The sequence below is a fragment of the Streptomyces sp. STAM6 genome, assembly GCF_054963715.1.
The window spans coordinates 522,832-534,583 of sequence record NZ_JBUEFZ010000001.1; the positions used below are offsets into that span (position 1 = coordinate 522,832).

The 11,752-nt window shown below is 72.4% G+C and carries 9 protein-coding genes and 1 pseudogene; 6 read left to right on the forward strand and 4 right to left on the reverse strand.

The window, feature by feature from the left end; genetic code table 11:
• Positions 1-82 precede the first annotated feature (82 nt).
• The gene (locus ACY34K_RS02360; protein WP_462742679.1) at positions 83-511 is read left to right on the forward strand and encodes a CBS domain-containing protein; all 429 of its coding nucleotides are present in this window, start codon (positions 83-85) and stop codon (positions 509-511) included.
• A gap of 248 nt (positions 512-759) precedes the next feature.
• Here ACY34K_RS02360 and ACY34K_RS02365 read toward each other — a convergent pair whose 3' ends face one another.
• A complete protein-coding gene (locus tag ACY34K_RS02365; protein ID WP_462742682.1) occupies positions 760-1,599 on the reverse strand; it encodes an alpha/beta fold hydrolase in 840 nt (279 codons plus the stop codon).
• A gap of 480 nt (positions 1,600-2,079) precedes the next feature.
• Between ACY34K_RS02365 and ACY34K_RS02370 the strand changes: the two genes are divergently transcribed.
• Positions 2,080-3,861 (forward strand): NAD+ synthase, encoded by a 1,782-nt coding sequence (locus ACY34K_RS02370; protein ID WP_462742685.1) that lies wholly within the window; start codon positions 2,080-2,082, stop codon positions 3,859-3,861.
• An 87-nt stretch (positions 3,862-3,948) separates the two neighbouring features.
• Here ACY34K_RS02370 and ACY34K_RS02375 read toward each other — a convergent pair whose 3' ends face one another.
• Entirely contained in the window at positions 3,949-4,971 is a 1,023-nt protein-coding gene (locus ACY34K_RS02375; RefSeq protein WP_462742687.1) for an endonuclease/exonuclease/phosphatase family protein, read from the reverse strand.
• 212 nt (positions 4,972-5,183) lie between these two features.
• The gene (locus ACY34K_RS02380; RefSeq protein WP_462742689.1) at positions 5,184-6,800 is read right to left on the reverse strand and encodes an MFS transporter; all 1,617 of its coding nucleotides are present in this window, start codon (positions 6,798-6,800) and stop codon (positions 5,184-5,186) included.
• Between the two features lie 203 nt (positions 6,801-7,003).
• Between ACY34K_RS02380 and panB the strand changes: the two genes are divergently transcribed.
• From panB to ACY34K_RS02400, 4 genes are all read left to right on the forward strand, one after another.
• Entirely contained in the window at positions 7,004-7,867 is an 864-nt protein-coding gene (panB, locus tag ACY34K_RS02385; protein ID WP_462742692.1) for a 3-methyl-2-oxobutanoate hydroxymethyltransferase, read from the forward strand.
• A gap of 120 nt (positions 7,868-7,987) precedes the next feature.
• A complete protein-coding gene (locus tag ACY34K_RS02390) occupies positions 7,988-8,350 on the forward strand; it encodes a cupin domain-containing protein (protein ID WP_462742695.1) in 363 nt (120 codons plus the stop codon).
• An 83-nt stretch (positions 8,351-8,433) separates the two neighbouring features.
• On the forward strand, positions 8,434-9,435 hold the full coding sequence (locus tag ACY34K_RS02395; protein ID WP_462742698.1) for an ATP-binding cassette domain-containing protein: 1,002 nt from the start codon (positions 8,434-8,436) through the stop codon (positions 9,433-9,435).
• Entirely contained in the window at positions 9,432-10,262 is an 831-nt protein-coding gene (locus ACY34K_RS02400; RefSeq protein ID WP_462742700.1) for an ABC transporter permease, read from the forward strand. The genes ACY34K_RS02395 and ACY34K_RS02400 overlap by 4 nt, the downstream gene beginning before the upstream one ends.
• Here ACY34K_RS02400 and ACY34K_RS02405 read toward each other — a convergent pair.
• A pseudogene (locus ACY34K_RS02405) lies at positions 10,210-11,752 on the reverse strand (AfsR family transcriptional regulator); the annotation flags it as partial. The gene ACY34K_RS02400 and the pseudogene ACY34K_RS02405 overlap by 53 nt on opposite strands.

The following is an 11,752-nucleotide window of genomic DNA, read 5'->3' on the forward strand; positions in this document are numbered from 1 at the left end:
GCGGGTGGGCGGGGAGGCGACGAGAATGGGAGGCGCTCGGGGACGTACGGCGTGAACTGCGTTGACGAAAGGTACGCACCCCATGACCACCGCCAAGGACATCATGCATCCCGGGGCCCAGTGGCTCCCCGCCCACGAGACCCTCGACCGCGCCGCGCAGCTGATGCGTGATCTGAACGTCGGCGCGCTGCCCATCGCCGATGAGAACGAGCGGCTGTGCGGCATCCTCACGGACCGCGACATCGTGGTCGGCTGTGTCGCGATGGGGCACGACCCGTCGCGGGTCACGGCCGGTGAGATGGCCAAGGGCACGCCTCGCTGGATCGACGCCAACGCGGACGTCGGCGAGGTCCTGCAGGAGATGCAGGGCCACCAGATCCGCCGGCTGCCGGTGATCGAGAACAAGCGTCTGGTCGGCATGATCAGTGAGGCGGACCTGGCCCGTCACCTCAGCGAGGACCAGATCGCGAGCTGGGCGGAGAAGGTCTACGCGCAGGGGGCTCAGGGATAACCGTTCCGCACGGGCCCCTCGACCGGGCAGAAGGCGTGGCGCCGGCGTGCCACGCCTTTCCCGTGCCCGGGTCCGACCTTTCCCGTGCCCGTGCGCGGGTCGGTCCGCCTTGGCAAGCGGCGCCCGTCCGCCCGGTGCGGCGACACCCGTCCGCCTGTCCGCCGCGACGCCCGTCCGCCCGGCCGCGGCGCCCGTCGGGCCGCTGGGCCGCCGCCCTCACCTTCTCCCGGCGGGGGGCCGTGCGGGTGTCAGGCCGACTGGCCCAGTACGGCGTCGGCCACCGCGTCCGGGCGGTCCAGCATCACCAGGTGGCCCGAGTCCGGCACTGCTTCGAAGCGGGCGCCCAGCAGGTCGGCGAGGGCGCGCTGGCGGGCCGGCCACCGGTCGGAGGCGCCCCAGGGCGCGGCGAGCACGGTGACGGGCACACCGCCGGGCAGGGGGAAGCGGTCGCGGAGGGCGAGCAGTTCGGCGGCGACGGCCTGGTAGTGGGTGTTCTCCAGGAGGGCGCCCTGGAGCACGCGCGAGGTGCCGTAGCAGCGGCGCAGGAGCGCGGCGGGCGCGGGGTCGGCGGCGTGTCCGGGGCGGGAGAGACGTACGACGGCGCGGCGGGTGAGCGGGCCGAGGGCGGCGGGCGCTCCGACGGCGGTGAGCGCGCTGCCGAGGCCGCGTGCGACGGCGGTGCGGACGGCGGGCGCGGCCGGCACGCGCGCGTGTTCCTCGACGGACGCGTCGACGAGGACGACCCCCGCCGTACGGGAGGGGTGCAGCCGGGCGAAGGCCTCCGCGTGGAACCCGGCGATGGAGTGCCCCACCACGGTCGCCGGGCCGCTGTCCGCGAGTCCGAGCGCGTCGAGGAGGCCCGCGATGCGGTGCGCCTCACCGGCGGCGCTCGGCGGCACGTCGGCGGGGCCGCTCAGGCCGTGGCCGGGACGGTCGAAACGGACGACGGTCCGGTGCGGGGCGAGGAGCGGGACGACGGGGTCCCAGTCGAACCAGCCCATGGCGAGGCCCGCGCTCAGGACGCACACCGGGCCACTGCCCTCGACCACCACGTGGTGCGCCACTCCCCCGACTCGTACGAAACTCAATGTCTCCCCCTCGCCCCTTCTGCCGTCGGCACTGCGGGCCACCCTGCCATGCGGTTATGTCCGGCGAGGGTAAGCGGCTGCCCAGGACCTGAGGGGCGGGGTGTGGTGCGGACGGCCGTTGCCGTTCGTCGCGCTGCTCCCGGCCATCGTCGCCGTGCACGCCCCGGGCCGTCCGGCGGAGCACGGCGGCACGGGCGCCGCGGTGGCCGCGCAGGGGGCCGGTACGCGCCTCGGACGCGTAGCCGGCGCTCCCGGCCCACCTCGCGGACCCGGCTCCCCCGGGCTCCGCCGACGCCGCCGGACCACTCCCGACCACCCTCCGCGATCCCACCGCATCCGGCCGAACGGCACCCGGGCTCGCGCGGGCCCCGCCCGGACCGGTCGCCGCGGTCCCGGCCCCCGCCGCCTCCGGGCTCACGTGGGGCGCCCCACACCGTCCACGCAAGGACATCGCGTCGCTTTGACGATTACACTGGGCGCGTGCCTCAACTTCGCCTCGCTCTGAATCAGATCGACTCGACCGTCGGCGACCTCGCCGCGAACTCCGAGTCGGTCGTGCACTGGACCCGGCACTCGGCCGCGCAGGGGGCGCACCTCGTCGCGTTCCCCGAGATGGTGCTCACCGGCTACCCCGTGGAGGACCTGGCCCTGCGGTCGTCCTTCGTCGAGGCCTCCCGGAAGGCGCTGCGCGCGCTGGCCGTCCGCCTCGCGGACGAGGGCCTCGGGGACCTGCCGGTCGTCGTCGGCTATCTGGACCGCTCCGAGAAGGCGCAGCCGCGGTACGGACAGCCCGCAGGCGCGCCGCAGAACGCCGCGGCCGTGCTGTACGGGGGTGAGGTGGTGCTGTCGTTCGCCAAGCACCACCTGCCGAACTACGGCGTCTTCGACGAGTTCCGGTACTTCGTGCCGGGCGACACCCTGCCGGTGATCCGGGTGCACGGGGTGGACGTGGCGCTCGCCATCTGCGAGGACCTGTGGCAGGAGGGCGGCCGGGTGCCGGCCACCCGCAGCGCGGGCGCGGGGCTGCTGCTCTCCATCAACGCCTCGCCGTACGAGCGGAACAAGGACGACCTCCGCCTGGAGCTGGTGCGCAAGCGCGCCCAGGAGGCCGGCTGCACCCTCGCCTATCTGGCGATGATCGGCGGCCAGGACGAGCTGGTCTTCGACGGTGACTCGATCGTGGTCGACGCGGCCGGCGACGTCATCGCCCGGGCCCCGCAGTTCGCCGAGGGCAGCGTGATCCTGGACCTCGATCTGCCGGCCGCCCCGGCGGAGCCGGCCGGCGCCCGCGGCGCAGCCGCTGACGGGCAGCGTGTGGACGACGGGCTGCGGATCGAGCGGGTGGTGCTGTCCGAGGAGCCGCTGCCGGCGTACGAGCCCGAGCTGACGGGCGGGTACGCGGAGCGGCTGGAGGACGACGAGGAGGTGTACTCGGCGCTGGTCGTGGGCCTGCGCGCGTACGCCGCGAAGAACGGTTTCCGCTCGGTGCTGGTCGGCCTGTCCGGCGGCATCGACTCGGCCCTGGTCGCCGCGATCGCCTGTGACGCGCTCGGCGCGCAGAACGTGTACGGCGTCTCGATGCCGTCGAAGTACAGCTCGGACCACTCCCGGGGCGACGCGGCCGAGCTGGCCCGCCGCACCGGGCTCAACTTCCGGACCGTGCCCATCGAGCCGATGTTCGACGCCTACATGGGTTCGCTGGGTCTGACGGGCCTGGCGGAGGAGAACCTGCAGTCGCGGCTCCGCGGCACGATGCTGATGGCCCTCTCCAACCAGGAGGGCCACATCGTGCTGGCGCCGGGCAACAAGTCCGAGCTGGCGGTGGGCTATTCGACGCTGTACGGCGACTCGGTCGGCGCGTACGGCCCGATCAAGGACGTCTACAAGACGTCGGTGTTCCGGCTGGCGAAGTGGCGCAACCGGGCGGCCGAGGAGCGGGGCCAGACCCCGCCGATCCCGGAGAACTCGATCTCCAAGCCGCCGAGCGCCGAGTTGCGCCCCGGCCAGGTGGACACGGACTCCCTGCCGGACTACGACGTCCTGGACCGGATCCTGGAGCTGTACGTGGACCGGGACCAGGGCAAGGACGCGATCGTCGCGGCGGGCTTCGACGAGGAGCTGGTGGCGAGGACGCTGCGGCTGGTGGACGTCGCGGAGTACAAGCGGCGGCAGTACCCGCCGGGCACCAAGATCTCGGCCAAGGGCTTCGGCAAGGACCGGCGCCTGCCGATCACGAACCGCTGGCGCGAGAAGACGGGCTGACCGTCCGGTCCCGCGCGAAGGGGGCCTCCCGCGAGACGCGGGAGGCCCCCTTCGGTGTACGGGCGCGCTCCGCGCCGTGCGGCCGGGTCAGATGGCGATCCGGGCGGCGATCGGGAGGTGGTCGCTGTCCGTCTCGGGCAGCGTCCACGAGGCGATCGGCTCGACGCCCTTCACCATGATCTGGTCGATGCGTGCCATGGGGAACGCGGCGGGCCAGCTGAAGCCCATGCCGTCGCCCGCCGCGCCCTGTGTGGAGCGCATCTGGGAGGTGACCGCGTTCAGGGAGCGGTCGTTCATGGTGCCGTTGAGGTCCCCGAGCAGGACGACCTGGCCGAGCCTCTCGCGGGCGATCGCCTCGCCGAGCGCGTCGGCGCTGTTGTCCCGCTGGTTGGCGGTGAAGCCGGCGTTCAGCTTGACCCGCACGGACGGCAGATGGGCGACGTAGACCGCGATGTCGCCCTTGGGGCTGGCGACGGTCGCGCGCATCGCGCGGGTCCAGCCCAGCCGGATGTCGACCGGGCGCTCCTCGCTCAGCGGGTACTTGCTCCACAGGCCGACGGTGCCCTGGACGGAGTGGTACGAGTACGAGCCGGCCAGCGCCTTCTCGTACACCGGGACCATGTCGGCCTTGAGCTCCTCCAGCGCCACCACGTCCGCCCCGGAGGCGGCCACCTGGCGGGCCGTGCCCTCGGGGTCCGGGTTGTCGGCGTTCACGTTGTGCGTGACCACCATGAGGTCGCCGCCCGCGGCGGACTTGTCGGTGACGAGGCCGCCGAAGAAGTTGAGCCACACCACCGACGGGACCAGCAGTGCGATGAGCGCGGTGGCGGAGCGGCGCCACAGCGCGGCCGCCAGGATCACCGGGACGAACACCCCGAACCACGGCAGGAACGTCTCGGCGAGGGAGCCGAGGTTGCCGATCTTGTTCGGGATCTGGGCGTGCAGGATCATCAGCAGCGTGAGCAGGACCGCGCAGACGGCGAGCAGGACGCCCCGCCGCCAGATGCCGGGATCGCGGCGCCAGCGGTCGGCCACCGACCGGACCCGGGATCCGGTGCGCCCGCTCTCCGCGCCGCCGTTCCCCGTCTCCGTCATGTCCACCTGCGCCATTCGTCGTCCTCGCTTGCCTTGCTCGCCCTGCGTGTCGTGCTGTGCCGTACGTGCCGTCCCGGACACGACCCTAGGCGATCGGGAGGAACGGCCGTACTGCCACGAGGACGACGTGACGGTGCGGCGGGTTCCGGAGGTGGCGGGTGGGGCGACGGCTGTAACAGAACGCGCATACTTCTGACCGGGATCTTCCGGTGCCGGACACCTTCGGGTCATCGCGGCAGAGTGGCCGACGCGTCCGTCCGTGCGGGGGTGACGAGCTCCTGGGCGGGGCCTTTGCCGGGGAGGAAACGGGCGACGACGGCCGCTCCGGTCAGGGCGACGGCGGCCGAGGCGAGGGCGGTGAGGTGCATGGCGTGGAGGAACGCCTCGTGGGCCGGTCCGAGCAGCGCCCGCCCGGCCGGACCGAGTCGTGCGGCCACCGCGAGGGTCGCCTCGACGGATTCACCGGCCGCGTGCCGCGCCCCGGCCGGGACCGCGCCGGCGGCGAGCCTCTCGATCGTGCCCTCGATCCGGCCGCGGTAGACGGTGGACAGCAGCGAGCCCAGTACGGCGACCCCCAGGGCCCCGCCGACCTGCCGGAGCGTGTTGCTGACGGCCGAACCGGAGCCGGCTTTCTCGCGCGGCAGCGACTGCATCACGCTGACCGTCACGGGTGGCATGACATGGGCCATGGCGGTGCCCTGCAGGAAGAAGACCACCTCCAGCACCCACAGCGGTGTCGACGCGTCGTACCAGGCGAAGCAGGTGAGGCAGGCCGCGACGAGCAGCATCCCGGCCGTGCAGACGGCCCTGGCTCCGAACCGCTGGACCGCCAGCCGCGCCCGGGGCGCGAACATCAGCTGGGCGACGGCGACCGGCAGGATCAGCAGCCCGGCCCCGAGGGCGCTGCAGCCGCGCACGCTCTGCAGGTAGAAGGCGGCGAAGAAGGTGACACCCATCAGCGCGAAGAAGGCCAGCGCGATGGCGGCCACGGCGGCGGAGAAGGCCGGTTTGCGGAAGTACGCGACGTCGAGCGCGGGGTGGTCGCAGCGCCGCTCGTAGAGGACGAAGGCCGTGAGCACCACGAGTCCGGCGAGCACCGGCAGCAGCACGGACGGGGTGGTGAAGTCGGCCAGGGAGCCGCCGTGGATGATCCCGTACACCAGGAGCACCAGCCCGACGACGGACAGCAGTACGCCCACCGGGTCGAGCCGCCCGGGCCTCGGGTCCCTGGAGTCGGGCACCAGCAGCATCATCCCGATCAGGGCGACGATCACGACCGGCACGTTGACCAGGAAGATCGACCCCCACCAGAAGTGTTCGAGCAGCAGACCGCCGGTCACCGGGCCGATGGCGATGCCGAGGCCGACACTGCTCGTCCACACGCCGATGGCCTTGGGCTGCTCGTCGCGTTCGAAGACGTTCATCAGGACGGCGAGGGTGGCGGGCATCACGAACGCGCCGCCGCAGCCCATCACCGCGCGGTACACGACGAGTTCGGCCGGCGAGCCCGACATCGCGGCCAGTACCGAGCCGGTGCCGAACACGACCAGTCCGAACAGCAGGGCCTTCTTGCGGCCCAGCCGGTCGCCGAGCAGTCCGGCGGTGAAGAGCAGCCCGGCGAAGACGAGCGTGTAGGAGCTGATCGCCCACTCCAGCTCGCTCTGGGTGGCTCCGAGGCCGCTGGGGGCGGGGCCGGCGATGGTCTTGACCGCCACGTTCAGGATGGAGTTGTCCAGCACCACGATGATCAGGCTGAGCGTCAGGACGCCGAGGATCGTCCAGCGGCGGCGGTGGATGGCCTCCGGCACCGGGTCGCGCCCCGCTGGCACGGTCGGTAGCGACATGTGTCCGAGCGTAACCAGGATCGGTCGCGGCACTGCCCCGGGAGACCGGATCTTGGGCCGTACGGGGCGGCCGAGCGGCACCCCGTGTGGATTGCGGCACTGTGAACGGGCCCACTTCCCCACGCGCGGCACGAGGTGCCACCATGGACGTGGTCCGGGGACGCCGTCAGGGCGCCTCGAGATGACGAAGGAGCCGTTTCACCATGACGCTTCAGGCTGCCCAGCAGCGGTCCGCCGACAGCAGCAAGGCGCTGTACGGAGGCAAGGGCACTCGCCGTATCACCGTCCATGACATCGCCGCCGCCAAGGAGCGCGGTGAGAAGTGGCCCATGCTCACCGCCTATGACGCGATGACCGCGTCCGTCTTCGACGAGGCCGGCATCCCGGTCATGCTCGTCGGCGACTCCATGGGCAACTGTCACCTCGGCTACGACACCACCGTGCCCGTCACGATGGACGAGATGACGCTGCTGTCCGCCGCCGTCGTACGGGGCACCAGGCGCGCCCTCGTCGTCGGCGACCTCCCGTTCGGCTCGTACCAGGAAGGGCCCGTGCAGGCCCTGCGTTCCGCGACCCGGCTGGTCAAGGAGGCGGGTGTCGGCGCCGTCAAGCTGGAGGGCGGGGAGCGCTCACTGCCCCAGACGGAGATGCTGGTCCAGGCCGGCATCCCCGTCATGTCGCACCTCGGCCTGACACCGCAGTCCGTCAACACCATGGGCTACCGGGTGCAGGGCCGCGGCGACGAGGACGCGCACCGGCTGCTGCGGGACGCCAAGGCCGCCCAGGACGCGGGCGCCTTCGCCGTGGTCCTGGAGCTGGTGCCGGCCGAGCTGGCCGCCGAGGTGACCCGGTCCCTGCACATCCCGACCATCGGCATCGGCGCCGGCCCGCACACCGACGCCCAGGTGCTCGTCTGGACCGACATGGCCGGGCTGACCGGCGGCAGGGTTCCGCGCTTCACCAAGCAGTACGCCGACCTCCGCGGGACGCTCGGGGACGCCGCGCGCGCGTTCGCCGACGAGGTGGTGGGCGGAACGTTCCCGCAGGAGGAGCACACCTTCCACTAGCCACTCCCGGTACAGACGACAGCCCGCCGACTTCCCCCATCGGCGGGCTGTCGGCATGTCGCGGACGTAGCCTGGAAGTGGACTCGGGGGCCCACTCTCCACCGCCGGGAGGCGGTCAGCATGGCCGGGATCGTACGCAAGAACTTCGACTCCGCCGACGAGACCCGCCCGTTCGAGGAGGACAAGGGCAGGCTCGACGTGCTCAACACCGACCGTGGTCCGGTCGGCCGGGCCGTCTTCGAGCCGGGCTGGCAGTGGTCCAAGCACGTCAAGCCGATCGCGGGGACCGACAGCTGCCAGGCCGCACATGCCGGGTACGTGGTCGGCGGCCGGATGAAGGTCGTGATGAACGACGGCGAGAGCGCCGAGTACGGACCCGGCGACTTCATGGCCGTCGACCCCGGCCACGACGCCTGGGTCCTTGGCGACGAGCCGTGCGTCGTCCTCGACTGGGTCGGTTTCGGCGACTACGCCAAGCGTTGAAAACCCTTCCTGACCTGCGCCTTCTCCCGCTGTAGGCCGCTTGTCGGTGAGCTGTCGGCGACCTGTCGGTGACGGCTGGTCCCATGGGGGACATGAAGCGATCCGACAACAACGCCGTCGAGGTACGAGGCCTCGTGAAGCACTACGGCGGGACGAAAGCGCTCGACGGGGTGGACCTCGATGTGCGCGAGGGCACCGTCCTCGGCGTGCTGGGCCCCAACGGCGCCGGCAAGACCACGCTCGTCCGCTGCCTGTCCACCCTGATCGTCCCGGACGCCGGTACGGCGACCGTCGCCGGGTACGACGTGGTGCGCCAGCCGCGTCAGCTGCGCCGCACCATCGGCCTCACCGGCCAGTACGCCTCGGTCGACGAGAAGCTGTCCGGCTGGGAGAACCTCTACATGATCGGGCGGTTGCTCGATCTGTCCCGCAAGGAATCCCGGCGGCGCGCCGACGAGATGCTGGAGCGGTTCTCACTGACCGACGCCGCGAAGCGCGCCGCCATGACCTACTCCGGCGGTATGCGCCGCCGCCTGGACCTGGCCGCCTCCATGGTCGGCCGGCCCGCCGTGCTGTACCTGGACGAGCCGACCACCGGCCTCGACCCCCGCACCCGCAACGAGGTGTGGGACGAGGTCCGGCGGATGGTCGCCGAGGGCGCCACCGTCCTGCTCACGACCCAGTACATGGAGGAGGCCGAGCAGCTGGCGCACGAGCTCACCGTCATCGACCGGGGCCGGGTCATCGCCCAGGGGGAGGTCGACGAGCTCAAGGCCAAGGTGGGCGGCCGCACCCTGCGGATCAGGCCGGCCGACCCGGCCGACCTGCCGGCGATGGCTTCCGCGCTGCGCGAATCCGGCCTCGACGGCATCGCGGGCGCGACCGTGGTCCCCGACGAGGGCCGGCTGTACGTGCCGATCCTCAGCGACGCACAACTCACCGCGGTGGTCGGACTGCTGGGTGCGCGCGGGTTCGGCGTCGCGCACATCGGCACCCACATGCCCAGCCTGGACGAGGTGTTCCTGGCCATCACCGGCGAGAAGGCGCCGGTGTCCGACACGATCCTCGAGGAGGTCGCCGCATGAGTACGGCAACTGCCGCCGAGCCCATGACCGCCGCGACCGCGGCCCCGGACGGTCGCATCGGACCGCGGGCCAACCTCCGCCACATCGGCGCCCTGGTCCGGCGCAATGCCCTGCAGATCAAGCAGGACCCGGAGTCGATGTTCGACGCCGTGCTGATGCCGGTCATCTTCACCCTGCTGTTCGTGTTCGTCTTCGGCGGCGCGATCTCCGGCAAGGGGAACCTCGACGCCTACGTCAACTACCTGGTCCCCGGCCTGATGGCGATGCAGGGCATGAACATCGCGATGGCCGTCGGGACCGGCGTCAACGACGACTTCAAGAAGGGTGTGATGGACCGCTTCCGGTCCATGCCGATCGCCCGGTCGTCCGTCCTGATCGCGAAGATCGTGGTCGAAACCGGCCGGATGTTCGTCGCCACGACCATCCTGCTGTGCATGGGCTTCGTCCTGGGTCTGGAGATCAAGACGTCCGTGCTCGACCTCCTCGGCGCGGTCGCCCTGTCGATGGTCTTCGGCGCGTCCCTCATGTGGGTCTTCATCCTGCTCGGTCTCACCGTGAAGACGGCCCAGGCCGTCCAGGGAATGGCGATGCTGGTGCTGCTGCCCCTCCAGTTCGGTTCGTCGATCTTCACCCCGCCGAGCTCCATGCCCGGCTGGCTGGAGACGTTCACCGACTACAACCCGCTGTCGAACCTCGCCGACGCCGCCCGCAACCTCATCAACGGCGGCCCGGTCGCCCACTCGGTGTGGATGACCCTGGGCTGGGCCGCGGCCATCACCCTGGTGACCGCTCCGCTCGCGGTCTCCAGGTTCCGGAAGAAGACCTGACCCCGTGGGGCCGGATCAGGGCGGCGGTCTCCTCCATCGTGAGGCCGCCGCCCTCGGCGTACGCGGTACGGAAGGCCGCGTCCCCGAGCGCGGCCCGGGTCAGCTCCGTCGCCCGCTCCCGGTTCTGCCGCTCGCCCGGGGCGGGCACGTGCCCGGCCGGCAGCAGGCCGTCGACCGCGCCGAGCAGCACGGCGGCCGTACGCGCCGACTCGCCGCCGAGGCCGGCCAGCGCCCAGGCGGCGATGACCACCTGGACGGCGGGCATGTGCGGAGCGACCATCATCGACAGCGGCTCGCGGGCGCTTTCGAGCGCCCTGGCCGCGAGGTCCAGGCCCTTCGCGTACCGGCCGTCGAGGTTCTCCAGCCAGCCCAGCGTGCCGACCACCATGCCGTCGAAGAGCGCCATGGCCTCCGACCGGAACTGCTCGCGCACCTGGTGCAGAAGGGCCCGTGCCTCGTCGGTGCGGCCGGTGCGGCCGAGCCACAGCGTCAGGAGCAGCCCGGCCACGGGGATGGCCTCGTGGCCGCAGGCGCGGCCCTGGGCGAGCAGTTCGCGCAGGATGCGCTCGCCCTCCGCGCCCCGGCCGATTTCGATCAGGGTTCCGGCGTACCGGGCGCGCAGCAGGGCCGTCTGGGCCTGGGCGCCGAGCCGTTCGGCGTGGACGACGGCCTCCCGGAAGTCTTCGGCCGCCCCCCGCAACTCGCCCTTGCGCTCGCGGGCTTCGGCCCGTGAGGAGAGTGCCTCGGCCGCGCCCCACGAGTCGCCGAGCCGGAGGAAGAGCTCCAGGCTCTCGTCGGCGTCCAGGGTCGCCTCGCCCGCCCAGTCGCTGCGATTGGCCAGGACGTTGGCGCGCATCTGCAGCGCGCAGGCCAGCTCCCAGACGTAGCCGAGCTCCCGGCAGGCCTCGACGGTCCGGTCCAGCAGCAGGCGCAACCGGTCGGCGTCTCCGACGATCAGCACCGCGTAGAACCAGAGGGAGCCCGGCATGCGGCAGGTCTGCGGCAGGCCGGGGCGGTAGGCGGCGGAGACCCGGCGCAGCTGGTCGAGTCCCTCCGGCGTGGTCCACCGCTGCGACTGGTGGTCCATGTTGACCAGCTGGATCAGCTGCGCGCCGCGGCGTGCCTCCCACAGCTGCTCGTCGCTCATCGGCGGTGGGGTGTCGGTGCACCGCTCGTAGAGGGGTGGGGCGACGGCGACGGGGGCGGCGAACGGGTCGGGGCCGAGTGCGGCGGCGGCCTCCGCCCAGTGCAGCGCGTCGGCCCGCAGGTCCCGCACGTGCCAGTACCAGACGAGGGAGAGGACGAGGCAGAGCGCCTCGTGCTCGTCGGCCGCGGCGACGGCCCGGCGCAGGGCGGTGCGCAGGTTCTCGTATTCGAGCTGGAAGCGGGCGATGGCGGCCCGCTGCCCGGCGCCGCGCAGCTCGGGGTCGGTGGTGCGGGCGAGTTCGCGGTAGTGGACGAGGTGGCGGTGTTCGGCGTCGGCGCGGTCG

Coding starts and splice junctions, on each gene's coding strand:
- ACY34K_RS02395 (WP_462742698.1), top strand. CDS start 8,434: ATGGGGGACATGAAGCGATCCGACAACAACGCCGTCGAGGTACGAGGC.
- ACY34K_RS02360 (WP_462742679.1), top strand. CDS start 83: ATGACCACCGCCAAGGACATCATGCATCCCGGGGCCCAGTGGCTCCCC.
- panB (WP_462742692.1), top strand. CDS start 7,004: ATGACGCTTCAGGCTGCCCAGCAGCGGTCCGCCGACAGCAGCAAGGCG.
- ACY34K_RS02390 (WP_462742695.1), top strand. CDS start 7,988: ATGGCCGGGATCGTACGCAAGAACTTCGACTCCGCCGACGAGACCCGC.
- ACY34K_RS02375 (WP_462742687.1), bottom strand. CDS start 4,971: ATGGCGCAGGTGGACATGACGGAGACGGGGAACGGCGGCGCGGAGAGC.
- ACY34K_RS02400 (WP_462742700.1), top strand. CDS start 9,432: ATGAGTACGGCAACTGCCGCCGAGCCCATGACCGCCGCGACCGCGGCC.
- ACY34K_RS02380 (WP_462742689.1), bottom strand. CDS start 6,800: ATGTCGCTACCGACCGTGCCAGCGGGGCGCGACCCGGTGCCGGAGGCC.